The 19,822-nt window shown below is 63.7% G+C and carries 22 protein-coding genes; 9 read left to right on the top strand and 13 right to left on the bottom strand.

Annotated elements, in window-relative coordinates:
• Positions 1 to 45: 45 nt before the first annotated feature.
• Positions 46 to 1,143, bottom strand: a complete 1,098-nt coding sequence (gene rsgA / locus ACREP4_RS11635) for a ribosome small subunit-dependent GTPase A (RefSeq protein ID WP_431596343.1) — start codon at positions 1,141 to 1,143, stop codon at positions 46 to 48.
• A 162-nt stretch (positions 1,144 to 1,305) separates the two neighbouring features.
• On the opposite strand from rsgA, the gene ACREP4_RS11640 reads away from it, so the two are divergent.
• The 4 genes from ACREP4_RS11640 to ACREP4_RS11655 all read left to right on the top strand — a co-directional run bounded on the left by ACREP4_RS11640 (position 1,306) and on the right by ACREP4_RS11655 (position 4,336).
• Positions 1,306 to 2,571: a pyridoxal phosphate-dependent aminotransferase gene (locus tag ACREP4_RS11640; protein WP_431596344.1), complete on the top strand. Its 1,266-nt coding sequence runs from the start codon at positions 1,306 to 1,308 to the stop codon at positions 2,569 to 2,571.
• Positions 2,572 to 2,578: 7 nt separating this feature from the next.
• Positions 2,579 to 3,223 (top strand): SGNH/GDSL hydrolase family protein, encoded by a 645-nt coding sequence (locus ACREP4_RS11645; protein WP_431596345.1) that lies wholly within the window; start codon positions 2,579 to 2,581, stop codon positions 3,221 to 3,223.
• Positions 3,224 to 3,246: 23 nt separating this feature from the next.
• Positions 3,247 to 3,918 (top strand): methyltransferase domain-containing protein, encoded by a 672-nt coding sequence (locus ACREP4_RS11650; RefSeq protein ID WP_431596472.1) that lies wholly within the window; start codon positions 3,247 to 3,249, stop codon positions 3,916 to 3,918.
• Positions 3,919 to 4,000: 82 nt separating this feature from the next.
• Positions 4,001 to 4,336, top strand: a complete 336-nt coding sequence (locus tag ACREP4_RS11655) for a DUF6172 family protein (protein WP_431596346.1) — start codon at positions 4,001 to 4,003, stop codon at positions 4,334 to 4,336.
• 198 nt (positions 4,337 to 4,534) lie between these two features.
• Here the strand turns inward: ACREP4_RS11655 and ACREP4_RS11660 are convergent, their stop codons facing one another.
• Complete coding sequence (locus ACREP4_RS11660; protein ID WP_431596347.1) at positions 4,535 to 5,791, bottom strand: DEAD/DEAH box helicase; 1,257 nt, start codon at positions 5,789 to 5,791, stop codon at positions 4,535 to 4,537.
• A 39-nt stretch (positions 5,792 to 5,830) separates the two neighbouring features.
• The gene (locus tag ACREP4_RS11665; RefSeq protein WP_431596348.1) at positions 5,831 to 6,610 is read right to left on the bottom strand and encodes a polysaccharide deacetylase family protein; all 780 of its coding nucleotides are present in this window, start codon (positions 6,608 to 6,610) and stop codon (positions 5,831 to 5,833) included.
• Positions 6,611 to 6,672: 62 nt separating this feature from the next.
• On the opposite strand from ACREP4_RS11665, the gene grxD reads away from it, so the two are divergent.
• Complete coding sequence (grxD, locus tag ACREP4_RS11670) at positions 6,673 to 7,599, top strand: Grx4 family monothiol glutaredoxin (RefSeq protein ID WP_431596349.1); 927 nt, start codon at positions 6,673 to 6,675, stop codon at positions 7,597 to 7,599.
• Between the two features lie 393 nt (positions 7,600 to 7,992).
• Here the strand turns inward: grxD and ACREP4_RS11675 are convergent, their stop codons facing one another.
• A complete protein-coding gene (locus ACREP4_RS11675; protein WP_431596350.1) occupies positions 7,993 to 8,532 on the bottom strand; it encodes a DUF924 family protein in 540 nt (179 codons plus the stop codon).
• A gap of 243 nt (positions 8,533 to 8,775) precedes the next feature.
• On the opposite strand from ACREP4_RS11675, the gene ACREP4_RS11680 reads away from it, so the two are divergent.
• From ACREP4_RS11680 to ACREP4_RS11690, 3 genes are all read left to right on the top strand, one after another.
• Positions 8,776 to 9,720 carry a DegV family protein gene (locus tag ACREP4_RS11680; protein WP_431596351.1) on the top strand — a complete coding sequence of 315 codons (945 nt, stop codon included), beginning with the start codon at positions 8,776 to 8,778 and terminating at the stop codon, positions 9,718 to 9,720.
• A 70-nt stretch (positions 9,721 to 9,790) separates the two neighbouring features.
• Positions 9,791 to 10,129 carry a hypothetical protein gene (locus tag ACREP4_RS11685; protein WP_431596352.1) on the top strand — a complete coding sequence of 113 codons (339 nt, stop codon included), beginning with the start codon at positions 9,791 to 9,793 and terminating at the stop codon, positions 10,127 to 10,129.
• A 3-nt stretch (positions 10,130 to 10,132) separates the two neighbouring features.
• Entirely contained in the window at positions 10,133 to 10,816 is a 684-nt protein-coding gene (locus ACREP4_RS11690; protein ID WP_431596353.1) for an ATP-binding protein, read from the top strand.
• A 134-nt stretch (positions 10,817 to 10,950) separates the two neighbouring features.
• Here the strand turns inward: ACREP4_RS11690 and fghA are convergent, their stop codons facing one another.
• The 8 genes from fghA to ACREP4_RS11730 all read right to left on the bottom strand — a co-directional run bounded on the left by fghA (position 10,951) and on the right by ACREP4_RS11730 (position 16,573).
• The gene (gene fghA / locus ACREP4_RS11695) at positions 10,951 to 11,784 is read right to left on the bottom strand and encodes an S-formylglutathione hydrolase (protein ID WP_431596354.1); all 834 of its coding nucleotides are present in this window, start codon (positions 11,782 to 11,784) and stop codon (positions 10,951 to 10,953) included.
• 10 nt (positions 11,785 to 11,794) lie between these two features.
• Positions 11,795 to 12,115, bottom strand: a complete 321-nt coding sequence (locus ACREP4_RS11700; RefSeq protein WP_431596355.1) for a hypothetical protein — start codon at positions 12,113 to 12,115, stop codon at positions 11,795 to 11,797.
• Positions 12,116 to 12,125: 10 nt separating this feature from the next.
• The gene (locus ACREP4_RS11705; RefSeq protein ID WP_431596356.1) at positions 12,126 to 13,235 is read right to left on the bottom strand and encodes an S-(hydroxymethyl)glutathione dehydrogenase/class III alcohol dehydrogenase; all 1,110 of its coding nucleotides are present in this window, start codon (positions 13,233 to 13,235) and stop codon (positions 12,126 to 12,128) included.
• 48 nt (positions 13,236 to 13,283) lie between these two features.
• Complete coding sequence (locus ACREP4_RS11710; protein ID WP_431596357.1) at positions 13,284 to 13,559, bottom strand: metal/formaldehyde-sensitive transcriptional repressor; 276 nt, start codon at positions 13,557 to 13,559, stop codon at positions 13,284 to 13,286.
• Between the two features lie 483 nt (positions 13,560 to 14,042).
• A complete protein-coding gene (locus ACREP4_RS11715) occupies positions 14,043 to 14,723 on the bottom strand; it encodes a hypothetical protein (protein WP_431596358.1) in 681 nt (226 codons plus the stop codon).
• A 158-nt stretch (positions 14,724 to 14,881) separates the two neighbouring features.
• Positions 14,882 to 15,151: a hypothetical protein gene (locus tag ACREP4_RS11720; protein WP_431596359.1), complete on the bottom strand. Its 270-nt coding sequence runs from the start codon at positions 15,149 to 15,151 to the stop codon at positions 14,882 to 14,884.
• Between the two features lie 420 nt (positions 15,152 to 15,571).
• Entirely contained in the window at positions 15,572 to 16,084 is a 513-nt protein-coding gene (locus ACREP4_RS11725; protein ID WP_431596360.1) for a hypothetical protein, read from the bottom strand.
• A 99-nt stretch (positions 16,085 to 16,183) separates the two neighbouring features.
• Positions 16,184 to 16,573 carry a hypothetical protein gene (locus tag ACREP4_RS11730; RefSeq protein WP_431596361.1) on the bottom strand — a complete coding sequence of 130 codons (390 nt, stop codon included), beginning with the start codon at positions 16,571 to 16,573 and terminating at the stop codon, positions 16,184 to 16,186.
• 351 nt (positions 16,574 to 16,924) lie between these two features.
• On the opposite strand from ACREP4_RS11730, the gene ACREP4_RS11735 reads away from it, so the two are divergent.
• On the top strand, positions 16,925 to 18,610 hold the full coding sequence (locus ACREP4_RS11735) for a hypothetical protein (protein ID WP_431596362.1): 1,686 nt from the start codon (positions 16,925 to 16,927) through the stop codon (positions 18,608 to 18,610).
• Between the two features lie 90 nt (positions 18,611 to 18,700).
• Here ACREP4_RS11735 and ACREP4_RS11740 read toward each other — a convergent pair whose 3' ends face one another.
• Complete coding sequence (locus tag ACREP4_RS11740) at positions 18,701 to 19,816, bottom strand: alpha/beta fold hydrolase (protein ID WP_431596363.1); 1,116 nt, start codon at positions 19,814 to 19,816, stop codon at positions 18,701 to 18,703.
• Positions 19,817 to 19,822 lie beyond the last annotated feature (6 nt).

Here is a 19,822-nt window from a genome sequence, read left to right on the forward strand (position 1 = left end):
CGGGAGAAGGGAGTCATCACGATCTGCAGCGACCGGTGAAACGTCTCAACGCCGCTTGCCCTTCCCTATCGGCCGCCATTGCGCACCGCGCCCGGTGCTCTTGCGCTCGGTCGCCTGCTCGGCCTGACGCTGGGCGAGTTTGGCGGCGGCGTTTGCCACTTCCTCGCGCAACTTGAGGTAGTTCTGCCACCGGCTTTCATCGATATCGCCGCGCTCGATGGCTTCCTGCACCGCGCAGCCCGGCTCCTGCTCGTGCGCACAGTTGCGGAACCGGCACTCCAACGTCAGCGCTTCGATATCCGCGAAACCACCTTCGGCCAGGGTTTCCTCGCCGGTCGGCTTCAGCTCGCGCATGCCGGGCGTGTCGATCAGACAAGCGCCGGTCGGCAGCGACATCAGCGCGCGATAGGTGGTGGTGTGGCGGCCGCGCGAATCGTTCTCGCGCACCGTATTGGTCTTCATCCGCTCCTCGCCCAACAACGTGTTGGTGAGCGTGGACTTGCCAGCACCGGACGAACCCACCAGCACGATGGTATGGCCCGGCTGCAACCACGGCATCAAGGCGGCGACGCTGGCCGGATCCTTGCCGTTGATCGCCAGCAACGGAATCTGCTGCACGGCAAGGTCTTCCAACACCGCCAACGCATCTTCGCTGTATTCGGTCTGGTCGGCCTTGGTCAGCACCACTACCGGCGCGGCACCGCCGCCGCCCACCAGCAGCAAATAGCGCTCGATGCGGCGCGGATTGAAGTCCGCATCCAGCCCGCAGACGATGAACACCGTATCGATGTTCGCCGCGATCACCTGCTGGTGGTAATGCTCGCCCGCCGCACCGCGTTTGATCGAGGTGCGCCGAGGCAACAACGCAACGATGCGAATCCCGTCCAGCAGCACCCAATCACCCACCGCCGCCCGCTCATGGCTGGGGAAACGCGGCCGCTGCCATTCCGCCGGCGACTCGGTCTTCATGCTGGCCTCGGGCGCGTCGGCGACCACATACCCTGTGCGGTGCTGTTCGATCACCCGCGCCGGCCGCGCCTGCGGATGAGCGGCAAACGCCTCCTGCCAAGTCGGTTCCTCGGGGGCGCCGGGCCAAGGCCAGCCAATGAAGCGGAGCGCGTTGAAATCGATGGGATCAGTCATCCGGCAATTCTACCGGGGTGGCGGAATTGGGGTTGGCGAGGGGGGCTCTCAAACGCCCCCGCAAACCACTCCCAACCGCATTGGTTGGCATTGGAACCGTCGCCCCGCAGCGCAACAATTCAGCTACCATGCGGCTTCCATGCCCATGACGGCCCTGTCGAAATGTCAAGCCCCTCCAAACCGCTGGTTACCCGTGAACGCCTGTCCGAAGTCCGCTACGAAATCCGTGGTGAACTTGCCCGACGAGCGCGCGAGTTGGAGGCCCAGGGCCGCAAGCTGATCAAACTCAACATCGGCAATCCCGGCGCCTTTGGTTTCCGCGCACCGGAACACCTGCAGCGCGCCATCGCCGATGACATGGGCCGCACCGATCCCTACACCCATCAGCAAGGCCTGCCGGGCGCGCGTGAAGCCATCGCCGACGCCTATGCCCGCCGTGGTGCGCCCGATGCCGTGGCCGACCGCGTGTTCCTGGGCAATGGCGTGTCCGAACTGATCGACCTCTCGCTGCGGGCGCTACTCAACCCCGGCGACGAAGTGCTGGTGCCCTCGCCCGATTACCCGCTGTGGTCGGCGGCCACCATCCTCAACGACGGCCGCCCGGTGTATTACCGTTGCCGCCCGGAAAACGGCTTCCTGCCTGACCCGGTGGAGATGGAAACGCTGGTGTCTTCGCGCACCCGCGCCATCGTGCTGATCAACCCCAACAATCCGGCCGGCGCCAGTTACCCGCGCGAACTGCTGGAAAAAATTGTCGCCGTCGCCCGCAAGCACAACCTGTTGCTGCTGGTGGACGAGATCTACGACCAGATTCTTTACGACGGCGCGCAGTTCCAGCCGGTCGCGCCATTGGCCGGCGATCATCCGTGCCTGACCTTCAGCGGCCTGAGCAAGGTGCACCGCGCCTGCGGCTGGCGCGTGGGCTGGATGCTGCTGTCCGGCGCCAGTGAGCATCTGGGCGATTTCCGCGCAGCGCTGGATCTGCTCAGCGCGCTGCGCCTGTGCGCCAACGTGCCGGGCCAATACGCCATCGAAGCAGCCGTCAACGGCCCGGACACCATCAGCGCGTTGTGCTCGCCGGGCGGTCGCCTGTACGAAACCCGCCGCGCGGTCATCGAGGCCTGCGAAGCCAGCGAGCACCTGTCGCTGGTGGTGCCGTCCGGTGCGCTGTATGCCTTCCCGGCCGTGGTCGGGCCGGCCGCGCAGGGATTTGACGACCACAATTTCGCGCTGCAGTTGATGGAAGAAGAAGGCGTACTGGTAGTGCCGGGCTCCAGCTTCAACGTGCCTTACCGCAACCACTTCCGCGTGACCCTGCTGCCGGAAGCCAGCGTGATGCGCGACGTGTTCAGCCGTATCGACAAGCTGCTGGCCCGCCGCGCCGAGGCGGTGACCAAAGTGGTGCCGCTGAAGTCGCGTCGTGCCTGAGTCCGCAATGGAACCCACCGCCGACACCACGTCCTCGCGCTATCTGGCACTGGGCGACTCCTACACCATCGGTGAAGGCGTGCCCGCTGCCGGCACTTGGCCGTACCAGCTGGCCGCCGCGTTGCGCGCACAGGGCATTGATCTGGACGATCCGCAGGTCATCGCCACCACCGGCTGGACCACCGACGAGCTGGCCAGCGCCATCGACGAGGCCGCGCCGCAGGGCCCGTTCGCCTTGGTCAGCCTGCTGATTGGCGTCAACAACCAATACCGTGGCCGCCCGCTGGCCGAGTACCGGCAGCAGTTCGAGCAACTGCTGCAGCGTGCGATTGCCCTGGCCGGCGAGCACCCGGGCCACGTGCTGGTGCTGTCCACACCGGACTGGGGCTTCACGCCCTATGCCCAGGCCAACGACCGCGATGCCGCGCAGGTGGCCCGCGAGATCGACGACTTCAACGCCGCCGCCCGTGCCTGCTGCGGCGATTACGGCGTGGCCTTTGTCGATATCACCCCCACCAGCCGCGACGATGGCGCCAACCCGGCGATGCTGGTCGAAGACGGCCTGCACCCTTCGGCACTGATGTACCAGCGCTGGATGGAACAGGCGCTGCCGGTGGCAGCGGCCTTGCTGAAGCCGCAACCGCCGGCGTGACGGTGCAGCGCGTGCATCCGGCCATGACCGCCGATGAAGCCCGTGCCATCGCCGGCGCATTTGCTCCGACGCGTCCCTGGAAGAACTGGAATGACTACTGCTACGCGCTACTGAAGCTGCGCAGCGATCCGCTATATCCCGGCGTGCTGGCCGCACTGCGGGGCAGTACCAGCCCAGTGCTTGATCTGGGCTGTGGGCTGGGGCTGCTGGCCCATGCATTGCGCCAGGACGGCCAGGCAATGGCCTACTACGGCGTGGACAACGATGCCGCGAAGATCCGCAGCGGCCGTCACGCCGCCGGTCGCGCCGGATTGGCCGACATGTGCTTCGAGCAGGTGGATCTGGCCACCACCCTGCCCCGGCATCAGGGCAGCGTCGCCATTCTGGACGTGCTGCAGTACCTGCAAGCGGAAGCCCAACTCGCCTTGCTGCAGAACACCGCCGCCATGCTGGGGGATGGTGACCGGCTGGTGATCCGCATGACGGTGGCCGACGGCAGCCGGCGCAGTGTGGTTTCCCGTATCGGCGACCGTGCCGCCAACGTGGTCGGCTGGATGCGCTTCCGGCCCCGGCACTATCTCGGGCTGGACGCCATTTCGCCGCATCTGCAGCAATGTGGGCTCACCGTCACCGCCACCCCGCTGTACGGCAACACCCCATTCAACAACTGGTTGCTGGTCGCGCAACGCGATTGAGCCCCGACTCAGCCGTTTGCGCTGATAATTGCGCCATTCCTTTTCCGCCGGCCGTCCTGGCCGGCACACCGACGAGATACCCGTGAGAAAAACCTACCGCCTCGACCTCGAAGGCAAAAACCCCGACCGTCTGCTGGAAGCCAGCAAGCACGACATCCGCAAATACACCAAGCGCGAGCGCGGCAAGGCGCTGCCGGCCGGTGCGGATGCCTGGGGTTTCGACAGCAAGCTCGGCGTGGACGAAGCCTCGGCCAAGCCGGTCGCGTATGACGCGCTGTTCCGCGCAATTGACGCGCTGGTCGCCGCCGGCAACACCCAGTTCTACGTCGAAGTGCTGAGCAAGGCCGGCAAGCGCACCCCGCGCCCGACTGCCGCGCCGGACGCAGCAACTGCTTCGGAAAGCGACTTCGAAGATTGATTCAAGGGCATTGCCCGATCACATCGGGCAATGCATTGGTTTTGGCTTTGAGCTTCTGGCTTCTGACCTTGAGCTTTGGCTTTGGCTTCGTTTCCCAGCCGTCATTCCCGCGCAGGCGGGAATGACAGCTGAAAAGCAGAAATCGACAGCCGAAACATCACCGCAACCTGCCCAGCCACGGGACAGATCGTTGCGCCCTCACTCCGCCGGATTCGCCGCTGCCGCCGCCCGCAGGCGATCCTTCTTGCTCGGCCTGCGGCCTTTGATGCCGCCGTTGTCATCGGCTACGCGCCGCGCGATCGGTGCGGCATGTTTGGGCTCGAAACCGGCCAGTTCTTCGACCACCACGTCCAGCGCATTGCGTTTGCAGATCAACCGCCAATGCGCCAGCGATGCCGCATCGACAAAGCTCACCGCATGGCCTTTTTCACCAGCACGTCCGGTACGCCCGATACGGTGCAAATAGTCGTCCGGTGAACGCGGCAACTCGTAATTGACCACAGCCGGCAGCCGCGCGATGTCGATGCCGCGTGCGGCCAGGTCGGTGGCCACCAGCACCTGCAGTTCGCCATCCTTGAACGCTTGCAGCATGCGCATGCGGCGCCCCTGCGACAGGTCGCCATGCAGCGCCTGCGCGCTCACCCCGGCCTTGTGCAGATGGCTGGCCAAGCGGTCGCTGTCGCGGCGGCTGCCGACGAACACCAACACCTGCGGCCAACCCGGATCGTCCAACAACGACAACAGCAGTTCGGTGCGACGATCACTGTCAATGCGAATCGCACGCTGCTCGATTTCCGGCTGCGCCTGTTCGCTGACCTGCACGCGCTGCGGCGCCTGCAAGCCGGCGCCGGCCAGTGCTTCGATATCCGGCGGGAACGTGGCCGAGAACAGCAACGTCTGCCGGCGCACCGGCAACTCCGCCAGCACTTGCCGCACTTCATCGCCAAAGCCCATGTCCAGCAGACGGTCGGCTTCATCCAACACCAACAGCTGCACCTGCTTCAGCGACAAGGCGTTGTGCGCCAGTAGATCCAGCAACCGCCCGGGCGTCGCCACGATCACATCGGCGCCGCCACGCAGCGACATCATCTGTGGATTGATCGACACCCCGCCCACCGCACACACCACGCGCGGCTGGCGCTCCAGATGACGGCCCAGAGTGATGAAGACATCAGCCACCTGCTGTGCCAGCTCGCGGGTCGGCACCAGCACCAGCTGCGCCAGTACACGCGGCTTGCGCGGCGGCGTCAGCACGAAGCGTTGCAACGCCGGCAGCACGTAAGCGGCGGTCTTGCCGGAGCCGGTCGGCGCCAGCGCCACCAGATCGCGGCCCTGCACGATCAGCGGAACCGCCTGTTGCTGGATCGGCGTCGGCTGTGCATACCCGGCCTGCTGCAGCGCCTCCTGCAGCGCAGGCAGCACGTAGGGGGACAGACCGAGTCGGGAAAAAGGCATGGGGCGGTGATCCGGGGACAGCGGGAACGGGACGCGAGTCTACGCCGTTCCCTGTGGCAGGCGTGCCTGCAAGCCCTTGGCCTGCAACTGCTGCAGGACGGCTTCGATGATGCGTAGGTTGTGGCCGTGGGCGGCGCCTTCGTGCAACAGCACGATCGCCCCCGGGCCCAGATCGCGGCCAATCCGCCGCACCACCACCTCAGGGTCGCAGCCAACGCCATCGAAACCGCGTGCGCTCCAGCCCACCCGGGTCAGCCCGTGCCGCTTGAGCGCGGCGGCGACGAACGGGTTGGTCATGCCTACCACCGAGCGATACCAGCGCGGCGGCGACCCGGCGATATCCCCCAGCACCTGCTGGCAGGTGCTGATTTCACGCGCCATTTCGCCCGGGCCCAACGACCAGAAGCGCGCCTGCGGGTGTGATTGGCTGTGATTGGCAATGCCGTGGCCGCGCCGCAGCACCTCGCGCACCAGCTCCGGCCGCGCGGCAGCGCGTTCACCGACCATGAAAAAGGTGGCCTGGGCACCGTACTGATCCAGCAAATCCAGAAGGGCCGGCGTCTCATCGGACGGGCCGTCATCGATCGTCAGCCACACCGCCGGGCCAGGCACGCGGCTGAGTACCGGCGCATAAAAGCGGCTGTTTGGCAGGAATACCGGCACCACAAACAGCGCGTGGCTGAGCAGCAGCGCGGGCAGCCCCCAAGCCCAGCCGAACTGCCACCACACCAGCAGCACCAACAGTTGTGAAGCGATCACCCAAGGCACCCAACGCCACGGATGGGCAGGAATGCGATGCAGAGTTTGCGTGCCAGTCATGCCCCATGATGCCACGCAGCGTAGAATCGGCCTTTGTCCCAAACCACTTCCACGAGTACATGATGTCCCTGGATCCCGCCCTGCGCGCGCGCATTGAAACCCTCCTCGGCGCCGACCGCGTCGTCCTGTTCATGAAGGGCCAGCCGACCATGCCGCAATGCGGTTTCTCGGCCAAGGCTGTTGGCGCGCTGCAGGATCTGGGCGTGGAATTCGGTCACGTCAACGTGCTGGCCGACCAGGAAATCCGTGAAGGCATCAAGGCCTACGGCGACTGGCCGACCATTCCGCAGCTGTATGTGGACGGCGAGTTGATCGGCGGCAGCGACATCATTCTGCAGATGGCCAGCAGTGGTGAACTGAGCAGCCTGCTCGGCCTTGCCGCGCCGGACCGCACCCCGCCGACCATCACCGTCACCCCGGCGGCCGTGGAAATGCTCAAGGGCGCACTGGCCGATTCCCCCGGCGCCGCGCTGCAACTGAGCATCGACGCCCGCTTCCAGCCGAACTTCCAGCTGGCCCCGCACGACGCCAACGCCATCGCCGCTGAATCCAACGGCCTACGCGTCCAGTTCGATTCGGCCAGCGCCCGCCGTGCCGAAGGCATCACCATCGACTGGGTGGACGACATCCGTGGCCAGGGCCTGGCGATCAACAACCCCAACGCGCCCAAGCCGGTGCAGGAGCTGGACGTGCGCAGCGCCGATGACCAGCTGCGTGCCGGCAGCATCACCGTGGTGGACGTGCGCCCGGCCGACGAACGTGCCATCGCCGCGATCAACGCGCCGTTTGAAACCTTCGACGGCGACAACCGCGCCAAGCTCGAAGCCCTGCCCAAGGACACCGCGCTGGCCTTCCTGTGCCACCGTGGCGGCCGCAGCGCACAGGCCGCCGAGCAGTTCCTGGCACTGGGCTTCACCAACGTGTTCAACGTCACCGGCGGCATCGACGCCTGGTCGGAAAACGTGGACAACAGCGTCCCGAAGTACTGATCGGCTCGCGGTATCGCTGTAATGGAAAACGCCGGCATTGCCGGCGTTTTTCTTTTTCCGAAGGCCCCCTCTCCCCAACCCCCGCTCCGCGCCCCGGCCCGTGCGCTGGCGCAAGGGCGCTCACCGGGCTGCGAACCAATGGTTCGCAAGCAGCCCGCTTCGCCCCGCCAGGGGAGAGGGGCTTCAAAGCTGCAGCTGCTCAGATTGCTTCAACTTGCAGCAATCCGAGCCCCTCTCCCCTGGCGGGAGAGGGGTTGGGGAGAGGGGGACAGCCGCAGGCTGGCATCAAAATCAGCCTGGCCCACGGAATCCATCAGTCAGCATGTCGTCGCAACAAAAAAACGCCAGCAATGCCGGCGCTTTTCATTCACCACGTCACTTGCCACTGAAAGCTCACCCCGCAAACCCACCTTCCGCCAGAAAGTGCAGTTCATCCGGTGTCGGAATCCGGCCCAGTACCGCGTTGCGGTGCGGGAAGCGACCAAAGCGGCGGATGATGTCGCGGTGCAGTTCGGCGAACTTTAGATATTCCAGGTCGCCCAGCACTTCAAACATGGCCACCGAACGGTCCTGGTCCTGCGGATCTTCGGAATGCTCGAACGGCAGGTAGATGAAAGCGCGCAGCTGCGGGGTCAACTCCCGATCCAGGCCTTCCTCGATGGTGCGCATGGCGTAATGCCGCGCCAGCCCGTCGGTTGCATAAGAGTGCGCGGTGCCACGGAAGCAGTTGCGCGGGAACTGATCCAGCAGCACCTGCAGCGCCAACGCGCCGTCGGCGGTCTGCAGCCACTCCTCGCAACCGCGACGGGCTGCCAGCCAATGCAGCTCCTCGAAGCGCTGGCGAAACGCATTATCGAAGGCGTCATCTCGCGTGAACCAACGTTTTGGCCCCGCGCTACGCCAGAAATCCACCACCTGCTCTACCGTTTCCATTGCTGCTTCCCCGCCTCACTGCCTGCCTTCAGGCAGCGCCATCCTGCCAATTCCGTCGCGGCAACGGCACGGGGGCCGGGCTGCTTGGGCGCTAGCTTAATGGGCCGCCAAGCGCGTGGATATGAGCCGGACGTGAAATGGGACACATCTCAAGTGCGACCCGGCCCACGAACTCCGCCCCGGAAGCGGTTTTTACGATAGGGTTCCGCCCAAGACAAACATCGGATCAGGAGAGGGCTCCGTATGCGGATTGGAATCGTGGTGGACTCGGCGTGCGACCTGCCGATGGACTATCTGCACCAGAACAACATCGTGCTGCTGCCCATCGCCGTACGCATCGGCCAGACCCTGCTGCCCGACCAGCGGGACGAAGCCGACACGCTGGCTTTTCTACAGGGCCCGCTCAGCGACCAGGGCGCCGAGGCCGAGACCATCCCGTACACCACCGAGCAGATCCGCGACCTGTTCCTGAAACAGCTGGTCACCGATTTCGACCAGGTGTTCTGCCTGACCATCACCCGTACCCGCAGCCCGCTGTACGACAACGCAGTGCAGGCCGGCTACAGCATCCTCAACGAGTACAAGCCGATCCGTCAGGCGGCCGGTTACAACTCGCCTTTCAGCCTGCGCGTGATCGACACCCAGAACCTGTTTGCCGCCCAGGCGGTGAGCGCGGTCGAAGCGGTGCGCATGCGCGATGCCGGCGCCACCGTGCAGCAGATGCGCGAGCGGCTGGAACAGGTGGCCATCAACACCCACGGCTACATGGTTACCCGCGACCTGTATTACATGCGCGCCCGCGCCCGTCACAAGGGCGACCGCAGCGTGGGCCTTTTCAGTGCCGCGCTCGGCAGTGCGCTGGACATCAAGCCGGTACTGCACGGCTACCGCGGCCAAACCGCGCCGGTGGCCAAGATCAAGGGCTTCGACCATGCGGTGCAGACATTGTTCGCCGTCGTTGCCAAGCGCGTCGTCCACGGTCTGCTGACCCCGGTGGTGTGCGTCAGCTACGGCGGCCCGCTCGACGAACTGCGCGCCCTGCCCGGCTACGCGCAGCTGCGCAGCATCTGTGAGGCCAATGGGGTAACGCTGATGGAAGCGCTGATGAGCCTGACCGGCATGGTCAACGTCGGCAAGGGCGCGGTGACCATTGGCTTTGCCGACGGCCCGCACGGCTTCGACACCTGAGGACGCGGCCACGTCCACGGCACCGCAACGCGCGCCACGTTAGGCTTGCCCCTCTTCAAGGAGAACCTGCATGTCCGTGCTCTATTCGATTTCCCTCCCGGACCCGTCCAAGGCCCGTGGCAGCGACCCACGCCTGTCCTTCACCGCCAGCGGTGCCGACGCCTTTGCCGAGCAGCTGCAGGCCGCACTGCGCACCACCGAGTTGTTCGAGCGCTGGAAGTCGGTGCAGGACGAGCCGGACGATGTGGATCCGTCCATGGCCGCCACCGACCCGAACGCGACCGTCACCGGCCAACAGGCCGACCTGCGCATCAACCTGCAAGCCACCACCAGCCTGCCCGGCGACGTGTTCAAACAGCGCCTGCGCCTGTTGGCCGGCAACCACTGGGAACTGCGCGACGTGCGCTGAACCTTGAGCATTCCTGTCCTGTTGTCATGGAGCGGCGGCAAAGACGCCGCTTGGGCCTTGCACCATCTGCAGCAGCGCGACGATATGCACGTCGCTGCACTGCTCACCACCCTCACCGAAGGCCATGAACGCTCGTCGATGCAAGGCGTGCGTGCAACGGTGCTGCACGCGCAGGCGCGCGCCGCCGGCTTGCCGCTGCTGTCGTCATGGATTCCTCAGGCCTGCGACAACGCGCTGTACCTGCAACGCATGACCGACACGCTGCACCAAGCACAGCAACGCTGGCCCGACCTGAAAACACTGGCATTCGGCGATCTGTTGCTGCAGGACATCCGCAGCTGGCGTGAACAGCAATACGCCACGCTCGGCTGGAAGACCGTGTTCCCATTGTTTGGTCGCGATACCCGCGCATTGGCGCGGGAGATGATCGATGGCGGCTTGCGCGCCCATCTGTGCTGCGTGGACACCCAACACCTCGACGCCGCTTTCGCCGGCCGCGGGTTCGATCATTCACTGCTTGAAGCGCTGCCGCCCGGCATTGATGCCTGCGGCGAGAACGGCGAATTCCACACCTGCGTGAGCGCCGGGCCGATGTTCACCAATGCGCTTGCGGTGACGCAAGGAGAAACCGTGTTGCGTGATTCACGCTATGCGTACACGGATTTTGTGTTGCAGGAACCTGCGTAGGCTGGGATGAAATCCCAGCATTTCTTTTCCGCAGCCGTGCATCCATGCAACCGTTTTGGTAGTGCCCAGCCATGCTCGGCAATAGCTCCACTGAAAAAACCTCAGCGGAGCATGCCTCCGCTCCACCCACCCACTCAACGCATCGCGTTGGCGTGGTGCGCGATGTGCTCGCCGATGAAACTGCTGATGAAGTAATAGCTGTGGTCGTAGCCGGGCTGGATGCGCACTTCCAACGGATGACCAACGGCTTCGCACGCGGCCTGCAGCAGCTGCGGGCGCAATTGCGTGTCGAGGAATTCATCGCCACCGCCTTGGTCGATCAGCAGCGGCAAACGTTCCTTCGCATCGCCGACCAGCGCGACCGCGTCGTACTGCAACCATGCGGCTTCGTCTTCACCGAGATACGCAGTGAATGCCTTCTGCCCCCACGCCACCTGCGACGGCGCAACGATCGGCGAGAACGCCGACACGCTGCGGTAGCGGCCGGGGTTCTTCAACGCGATGGTCAACGCACCATGCCCGCCCATCGAATGACCGCTGATCGCACGCACGTCATTGGCCGGAAGATTGGCCTGCACCCACGCCGGCAACTCGTCGACGATGTAGTCGTACATGCGGTAATGCTTCGACCACGGCTCGCGCGTTGCGTTGAGATAGAAGCCCGCACCCTTGCCCAGATCGTAGCTGTCGGTGTCGGCAACAGCGTCACCGCGCGGGCTGGTATCCGGCGCCACCAGAATGATGCCGTGCTCGGCCGCGTAGCGCTGTGCGCCGGCTTTGGTGATGAAGTTCTGCTCGGTGCAGGTCAAGCCACTAAGCCAGTACAGCACCGGGCACGGGCCGTGTTCGGCCTGCGGCGGCAGGTACACCGCCACATTCATCTCACAGCCCAGCACGGTGGACGTATGCCGATATACGTCCTGCCAGCCGCCAAAACAGGCACGGTGTTCGATACGTTCTGCCGTCATCTCAGTCACCTCACGATGCCGCCGGCAAGCGGATCTCGCAGGTCTTCAACACCTCAAGACTGCCCTTTACCTCAATGCGCGATTCGCTGGCCAGGACGCCGATACGCAACGCATAAAACGACTCCGGGATGTCCTCGTACTCGTCAGGCGCTGCGAGCAACACACCCGTGGTGACGAAGCCGGCCTTCTTCCAGGTCTGGTCCAACGACGACAGAATCGACTGATCGATCTTCTCCAGGTCCTGCGCCTGCAGTCGCTCGATCGCCTCACGGCCTTCCTGATCGTCACCCATGTCAGCCAGCGCTGCGGCCAATGCGTCTTTATTCAACATCGTACTCATCTCAGTAGTGAATGACCGAACGGATCGACTTGCCTTCGTGCATCAGGTCGAAGGCCTCGTTGATCTTGTCCAGTTCCATTGTGTGGGTGACGAAAGGCGCCAGTTCAATGTCGCCCTTCATCGCGTCTTCAACCATGCCCGGCAGCTGGCTGCGGCCCTTCACGCCACCGAAGGCGGTGCCCATCCACTTGCGGCCGGTCACCAGCTGGAACGGACGGGTGGAAATTTCCTGGCCCGCGCCGGCCACGCCGATGATCACGCTCTGGCCCCAGCCACGGTGCGCGCATTCCAGCGCCGCACGCATCACGTTGGTGTTGCCGATGCACTCGAAGCTGTGGTCCACGCCCCAGCCGGTCATCTCCACGATCACCTGCTGGATCGGCTTGTCGTGATCCTTCGGGTTGACGCAATCGGTGGCACCAAACTGTTTGGCCAACTCGAACTTCGACGGATTGGTGTCGACGGCGATCACGCGGCCCGCCTTGGCCTGGCGCGCGCCCTGAATCACCGCAAGACCGATGCCACCGAGGCCGAACACCGCAACGCTGTCGCCCTCCGCGACCTTTGCCGTGTTGTGCACCGCGCCGATGCCAGTGGTAACGCCGCAGCCCAGCAGGCAGACGTGCTCCGGGTTCGCGTCCGGGTTGACCTTGGCCAGCGACACTTCGGCCACCACCGTGTACTCGGAGAACGTCGAGCAGCCCATATAGTGATAGATCGGCTCGCCGTTGTACGAGAAGCGGCTGGTGCCGTCGGGCATCACGCCCTTGCCCTGCGTCGCACGCACAGACGTACACAGGTTGGTCTTGCCACTCTTGCAGAACAGGCACTCGCCGCACTCGGCGGTGTACAGCGGAATGACATGGTCACCGGCCTTCACCGAGGTCACGCCCTCGCCCACTTCCACCACGATGCCGGCGCCTTCATGGCCCAGCACGCACGGGAACAGGCCTTCCGGATCATCGCCGGACAGCGTGAACGCATCGGTATGGCAGACGCCGGTGTGGGTGATCTTGACCAGCACTTCGCCGGCCTTCGGCGGTGCGACATCAATCTCGACGATCTGCAAGGGCTGGCCCGGACCAAAGGCAACGGCGGCACGTGATTTCATGAATCTTCTCCTGCGAAATATGGGAACGCGACGCAATGCGCCACGCGATTACTTGAGATAGGAGCGGATAAGGGCGGACATCTCGGTCACCCGCGCGGCGCGCTGCGCTTCCGAGCGCGCTGGCTGGCCAAACTCCTCACGCAGGTGCGCTTCCATCACCTCGGACATCAGCCCGTTGACCGCACCGCGGATGGCGGCAATCTGCTGCAGCACCGGGTTGCAATCGACACCGGCCTCCAGCGCACGCTCCAACGCATCGCACTGGCCGCGGATGCGCTTGACCCGGGCAAGAACCTTCTTTTTCTCTTCCGGTGAATGCGGCATCGGCCGGCCTCATATCCTGTACTGGGGGACAGTATATTTGGCGGCGCGGAGAAATGCGATTGATTAAGCTGAATGTACGGATAGGCATAGTCTGTGCCTCACGTACAAACCATGGCTAACGACGTCCCTGGCGCCCCGACGCACACCGGCAGCATCGACCGCTTCAGGCCAGAAGCGGACATGGACGAATGCCAATAGTGAGCCGAGCCGCGAAGCCGCATCGGCTTGAATGAATTGTCAGACCGGTTCACCGAACAAACTGAACGAAGCAACGCCGATGCGTCAGATGTCCGAGTGGAAGACACAGGCTCCACGGCCCCATGACGCGCATCCGTTGCCAGGATCAGACGTAAAGCCTGTTCGTATCCTCAATTGCGCGAAAGGCATGACATTGCGCTGTGCACCGGGAAAAGAGGCTTGACCACGAGCGGCGTCAGCTACCGCGTCACCTCACACACACAGCGCAACACGCAGATGCGCCCTTCATCGCGCATCAGGCGCTGTGCGCTTCTCATCGTTGTGTTCCGCGGTCGCGCGGCTCTGCGCGAACTCCGGGAAGGTCTTCGCCAGCGAGTCCTTGTCCGGCAGGATGTAGAACACGCCACCGCGCTCGAACGTCGGCGCGACGACCTGCTCGTAAAATCCAGGCGAAATATTGATGCAGCCATGCGTGACACGGTTGTCGTCCGGCGACGGTGACGCAAGGCGTTCGGTGCGTCTCTCGGCCGGCACACCGGTAGCGGTCGGGTGGATGGAAACCGCCGAATCATAGTCGACCCACAGCACGCGCCCCGCATCGAGTGATGGGCCGAAACCGCCGATGAAACGGCCTGAAGGCGTCGTGCGATCCCGGCCTGGAATCTCGCGAAGCGCGAGCCCGGCGACACCGGGGGCGGTGTGATCGCCGATCGCCGAGCCAAACAGCCCCGGTGTCGCGCCACGAAGCCGACCGTCGCCGCTGAACACCAGAATCTGTGCCGCAGCCTTGTCCATGATCGCGAACGGATAGCCTTGGTTGTCCTTGCTTGCGACAACCCAGCCGGCGAGCTCAATGACCGTGTCGGATACGTCTTGGCCTGATGGAAGCTCATCGACGGCGGCCACGGGCTGCGTGGCGGCATCCTCGGCACTGGCCACGCCAATACTTGCGAACGCCAGCGCCATTGCCAACGCACTACAAAGGGTTGGGAGTGCAGGGTATGTGTATGTACGGATGGGACGATTCCTTGGAATGACGACTGCCTGACGAGAAGGAAACCAGTGGCCAGCAACGGCCACCGGATCCAGTGTTCAGACGCTCGTAACGAATTGCGTAAAAGCGATCAACCGCGCGGCGTGCGCCGGGGTGCCCTTTCCAACTGCTGAACGCGGCCTTCAATTTGATCCAACCGCTGGTTGGCCTGCTGCGCGGATTGATTTGCGGATTCGGCGCTCTGTGCCGCGCCCTGCACCTTCGTGTCGAGTTGATCGAGACGTGAGTTGATCCCTGCAAACTCTTCTTTGTAGGTTGCGCAGGAAGCAAGGCCCGCAGTGGCGACAATCGCCACAGCGAGCGTACGTGCCATCACTAGATGTTGCTTGGTCAGAAACATTCCACACCCTCCTTCGTCTGGGGTATCTGGAATATAGCGGCCTTTTTGCCGCAGTCATGACCGGCTGTCAGCTGACGTTGGACTAAGTGGATGCACTGTGAAGATGCGGCAACCCGCAGCGCTGCGGCATGAATTGCATCAGTCACTGCGAGAACGCGCGCACTTGATCGAGCGTCACACACTCTTCTCCCAACCATCACACTTCTCCGCGATCACCGAGCCCAACCAGGCTGAACCGTAGCTCGTGAATACGCGCGTCGTTCTGCACCGGCTGCGCTTCAACGATCGCCTTGACCTCCCTATTCATCAGCAAGGAAAGCGACGCGAATTCCCCCAAGGCATCCAGCCCCGATCACCTTCATTACTGCACTGCACGCACGGTTCGCTTCGGGTCGCATGATGTTCTGCGGCCAGCGTTGATCAGTCCAGAACGGCCCACTCCCTCCCCGTCCACACGATGGTTCCAGCGACAGGCTTTGACGGGTTGTTGTGATCGTCATGTACTTGCGGAACACGCCCTGCAAACCGGACGCCATGCACTGTGGCCGAAATCGAGTCAATCATCTGCGGGAACGCTTCCGAGCTTAGCTTTGGCAAGGAGTCGTCTGGATGGATGAGCAGCGTGGCATTTGCCCCTTGCCGCACCGCCAGGAGTATCGATCTCCAGCTTCCCGTGTCCCCGGAGCAGCCTTCGTCGAGCGTGACCAAAGCGATGTAACGTACTCCGGCATCTCCCTCCCAGCGCGCAAGGTTGTTTGGATTGAACGGGACGTTGCAGCCGATCGAGTTCGCATACGAACGCACAGCATCAGGCAGGCGCTCGACTCCTCTGGGCCCCATGATCGCCCACTCACGTAGTTCGCGAGCCGTCTGCGACCATCCAGGCAGCGGGCTGCAGAGCAGTGCCATGAGGACGATATGGCGAAGTCGCATTGCCGCTCCCGATACTTCAAAAGCCAAGCATGTTTTCGGTGGCCCCGAAGGACATCATGCGCCGGTCTTTGTGGAGTCTGTCCTTGTGGAGTTGCCAGACTATCGCTCCGCAACATAGACAGCGGCATCCTCGCCAAACTCCAACTCCATCGCTTGCCGTACGAGCCCAGGAAGGGCGAGCCAGGATTTCCCAGCGAACGCGTCGAGACCTGCAAAATTGGCTTCCTGATTCAGCCATAGCGTTTCAGTACGGCTCATTCTGATGTTTTCATCTTCCAGAAGAGCGCGCCTGTGCTTCTTCATGAGAAGCCGCAGGTCCTTGATCGTCAAAATCCCAAATCTACCGAGTTCGGAGGGCAGTTCGTCGAGAGTGGCTTGGCTGTAATCGTTACGGCGGCGAAACAACGGTCGAACTACCGCGCGAATGGTCTTGGCATCCAAAAGCGCCAAGTCCGCCTTGGCACGCGCACCTTGATGTCTCATCAACATGTCCACCGCCTCAATTGGGCCCACCTGGAGCGCATCGTACAGCGCCGCCCCCTTGATTCAGCTCGATCTTGGGGCGGCTGGATCCGGCTAACAAGCGACGTATAGGCGATCCCCGCGAACTCGGCAGAAGCCGTTGCCAATCCCGCCCAACAGGTTTACGGACCTCAGCTTCGGGTCGAAAGCCACCTGCCGGGAACCATCAAAAAGGGCGATAAAAGAGCCTCGGGAACAGGACAAGCAACGTGCCTCGCGGCCATCTGAACAGGCCCCGGAAGCTGCCTTCACAACGCCATATCACCTCCCGGTTTGCATCGCAGTATCGTCGCGCCTATCCGTCCCGGAAACGCCGCAATGGACCGTCGATTCCTGTCCCCGCTGCTGTCCTCAGTCTTGGTCTTCGCGCTGCTTGCCGGTTGTGATTCTTCAAAGAAATCCGGTATTGAAAACGGCGCGTCAACGGCTTCCAAAAGTAGTTTGCCGTTGCTTGAAAACTTCGGTGATCTGCACCGCGATATAGGGTCGCGTGTGCCGGAGGCACAGCGTTATTTCGATCAGGGCTTGCGCTTGACCTACGGTTTCAACCACGAAGCCGCCGGGCGCGCCTTTGCCGAAGCCGCGCGCCTGGATCCGCAATGTGCGATATGCGTCTGGGGTCAGGCGCTGGTAATGGGGCCGAACATCAATCTGCCGATGGGCCCAACGTTGGCCAACGACGCCACGGCTTTGGCGGCGCGTGCGGCCAGCCTCGCCAGTCATGCGAAGCCGGTTGATCGTGCGTTGATCCAGGCGCTGCAGGTGCGCTATGCCGATCCGGCGCCGGAGGATCGCAAGCCGCTGGACCAGCGGTATGCCGAGGCGATGGCAGGCGTGGTCACGCAGTTCCCGGATGACGATGATGCGGCGACGCTGTACGCCGAAGCCTTGATGGATCTGTCGCCGTGGGCGTACTGGCAGGCCGATGGTGCGCCGGCTGAATTCACGCCGAAACTGGTTGCGGAACTGGAACGCGTACTGGCCCGCAATCCGCGTCACATCGGCGCGATGCATTACTACATCCACGCCATCGAGGCCTCGCCCGAACCGCAACGTGCCGAACCGCAGGCCGACGCGCTTGCCGCATTGGCACCGGGCTCCGGCCACCTGGTGCATATGCCGGCACACATCTACATCCGCGTTGGCCGCTATCACGATGCGACGTTGACCAACCTGGCGGCGACCACTGCCGACAAGGATTTTCTCGCGGTATGCCGTGGCAGCAATGGCGTGTATCCGCTGGGTTACGTGCCGCATAACTGGCACTTCGCCACGATGACCACCGGCCTCACCGGCTCGCGCACGTTGGCAACGCAGGCGGCAAGACAAACGGCGGACCGCGCCGATCGTGCAGCGATGGGCGAGGCGCCCCTGCAGTTCATGCAGCAGTTCGTGGTTGCACCTGCGCTCACCCAGGTCCGCTTCGGCGAATGGGACGCCATCCTCGCCGATACCAGTGCGCCACCGGAACTGCCCTACCCGGCCGCCATCCGGCACTTCGCGCGCGGCATGGCACATGCGCGCAAGGGTGCGCTGGCCGAGGCCATGCGCGAAGCCGATGCACTACATGTGATTGCCATGGATCCCGCCATGGCGCAGGTCAGTTTTTTCGACATCAACCATGCCGACGGCGTGCTGAGAGTGGCCGATGCACTGCTGCGGGGCGAAGTGTTGCGCGCACAAGGCAAACACACCGAAGCCATCACGGCCTTGCGCGAGGCCGCTGCGGCCGAGGATGCACTTGCCTACAACGAACCGGCCGACTGGCCATTGCCCGTGCGCCCCTATCTGGGCGCCGCGCTGCTTGATGCCGGTGATGCGGAAGGTGCGGCGGGAGCATTCGCACAGGATCTGAAGACCTATCCACTCAATGGCTGGTCGTTGTTTGGTCTGGCGCAGGCACAACAGGCGTTGGGTCAGGCCAACACCGCCAGCGAGACATCGCGCCAGCAGGCCAAAGCCTGGCAATGGGCCGATGCGCCGCTGACGGCAGCGCGTTACTGAGCAGCGCGCAAACGCTTACGAAATAACAACCTTGGACGGCACATCACCCTCCATGACGTTCGACGGCACGCACGATCGAACGCCTGAAACTCACCGCGCCTCAGCCACCAGCTCATCCGCCGCAAATGGTCGCGCATATTGCACCAGCGACAGCAGCGTCTTGCCCGGCTCTTCGTTCATCATTTCGTGGGCGGAGTTCTCGAACCACACCACGCGTTTTGATGGCGCTTGCAACTGCTCGAACCACTCCGCGGCAACAGTCGATGACACATTTCTATCGTGCCGACCGAGAAACAGAATCACCGGGCAATCCAGCGCTTTGACGTTGCTGAAATCGGTGGTCAGCACGTTCGACAACAACGCGTCCACCGAGGTGTCGATGCCCTGCCACACCTTCGCCAGATCGTCGTCGGTGTATTCCGGAGCGAGCTTGACGGCGGCCGCTTCCGCGCTGCCGCCATCACGGCCATAAACCATGCCGCCGTAATAGTTGAGCCATTTGCGCTGCTTCATCAGATCCGCCACCGGAACCCTCTCGGCGCCCTGCGCGTACGGCGCAACGGACTGAAGCTCGGCAATGGCTTCGGCGTTGCGGTCCTTGCGTGCCATTTCCAGCGCCCACGCCCAGCCGCGACGTTCGCTTTCCGGTGCATTGGCGACCTGGCCCATACCGATGTAGGCGTGCAGCCACTGCGGCTTTCTGCGCGCCAACTCCAAGCCGAGATAGCTGCCCCAGGAATGGCCGAGGACGAATATTTTTTCCTTGCCCAACTCGCGGCGCACCCACGCGGCCATCTCTTCGGTGTCGGCAACCATCTGCGCGACATTCAAGGTCGGCGTGACCAGCGCCGGGTCATTTGACGCGTAGGTCTTGCCGGCACCGCGCTGATCCCACTGCACCACGGTGAAATATTCTTCCCAGCCGCGCTGGAAGTACCAGCTGGTCGGCATCGCCACCCAGCCCGGCCCGCCGTGCAGCATCAACAGCACCGGGTTGCGCGGATTGTTGCCACGGATGCTGATCCACTGATCGATGCCGCCGATGCGCACTTTTTCCAGTCGTTCGATGCCACCGGGCACGACGATCTTGCGCATGTCAGCGATGGCGGATGTGGCGTCGGCGCGGGTGAATGCGCGTGGCGCGTCTGCCGCGTGCGCACTGATCGCGCCCAGCGCAAGAAGTGTCAGTAGAAGAACAAACCGCATGTGCGC

Source organism: Stenotrophomonas sp., from assembly GCF_050737575.1.
GTDB lineage: Bacteria > Pseudomonadota > Gammaproteobacteria > Xanthomonadales > Xanthomonadaceae > Stenotrophomonas.

Excerpts from the sequence above, each read along its gene's own strand:
- ACREP4_RS11730 (WP_431596361.1), bottom strand. The coding sequence starts at position 16,573 with ATGTTGATGAGACATCAAGGTGCGCGTGCCAAGGCGGACTTGGCGCTT.
- ACREP4_RS11685 (WP_431596352.1), top strand. The coding sequence starts at position 9,791 with ATGTCCGTGCTCTATTCGATTTCCCTCCCGGACCCGTCCAAGGCCCGT.
- ACREP4_RS11665 (WP_431596348.1), bottom strand. The coding sequence starts at position 6,610 with ATGACTGGCACGCAAACTCTGCATCGCATTCCTGCCCATCCGTGGCGT.
- rsgA (WP_431596343.1), bottom strand. The coding sequence starts at position 1,143 with ATGACTGATCCCATCGATTTCAACGCGCTCCGCTTCATTGGCTGGCCT.
- ACREP4_RS11700 (WP_431596355.1), bottom strand. The coding sequence starts at position 12,115 with ATGTTGAATAAAGACGCATTGGCCGCAGCGCTGGCTGACATGGGTGAC.
- ACREP4_RS11675 (WP_431596350.1), bottom strand. The coding sequence starts at position 8,532 with ATGGAAACGGTAGAGCAGGTGGTGGATTTCTGGCGTAGCGCGGGGCCA.
- ACREP4_RS11640 (WP_431596344.1), top strand. The coding sequence starts at position 1,306 with ATGTCAAGCCCCTCCAAACCGCTGGTTACCCGTGAACGCCTGTCCGAA.
- ACREP4_RS11715 (WP_431596358.1), bottom strand. The coding sequence starts at position 14,723 with ATGGCGCTGGCGTTCGCAAGTATTGGCGTGGCCAGTGCCGAGGATGCC.
- ACREP4_RS11725 (WP_431596360.1), bottom strand. The coding sequence starts at position 16,084 with ATGCGACTTCGCCATATCGTCCTCATGGCACTGCTCTGCAGCCCGCTG.
- ACREP4_RS11660 (WP_431596347.1), bottom strand. The coding sequence starts at position 5,791 with ATGCCTTTTTCCCGACTCGGTCTGTCCCCCTACGTGCTGCCTGCGCTG.
- ACREP4_RS11705 (WP_431596356.1), bottom strand. The coding sequence starts at position 13,235 with ATGAAATCACGTGCCGCCGTTGCCTTTGGTCCGGGCCAGCCCTTGCAG.
- ACREP4_RS11720 (WP_431596359.1), bottom strand. The coding sequence starts at position 15,151 with ATGTTTCTGACCAAGCAACATCTAGTGATGGCACGTACGCTCGCTGTG.
- ACREP4_RS11680 (WP_431596351.1), top strand. The coding sequence starts at position 8,776 with ATGCGGATTGGAATCGTGGTGGACTCGGCGTGCGACCTGCCGATGGAC.
- fghA (WP_431596354.1), bottom strand. The coding sequence starts at position 11,784 with ATGACGGCAGAACGTATCGAACACCGTGCCTGTTTTGGCGGCTGGCAG.
- ACREP4_RS11645 (WP_431596345.1), top strand. The coding sequence starts at position 2,579 with ATGGAACCCACCGCCGACACCACGTCCTCGCGCTATCTGGCACTGGGC.
- ACREP4_RS11735 (WP_431596362.1), top strand. The coding sequence starts at position 16,925 with ATGGACCGTCGATTCCTGTCCCCGCTGCTGTCCTCAGTCTTGGTCTTC.
- ACREP4_RS11650 (WP_431596472.1), top strand. The coding sequence starts at position 3,247 with ATGACCGCCGATGAAGCCCGTGCCATCGCCGGCGCATTTGCTCCGACG.
- grxD (WP_431596349.1), top strand. The coding sequence starts at position 6,673 with ATGTCCCTGGATCCCGCCCTGCGCGCGCGCATTGAAACCCTCCTCGGC.
- ACREP4_RS11740 (WP_431596363.1), bottom strand. The coding sequence starts at position 19,816 with ATGCGGTTTGTTCTTCTACTGACACTTCTTGCGCTGGGCGCGATCAGT.
- ACREP4_RS11710 (WP_431596357.1), bottom strand. The coding sequence starts at position 13,559 with ATGCCGCATTCACCGGAAGAGAAAAAGAAGGTTCTTGCCCGGGTCAAG.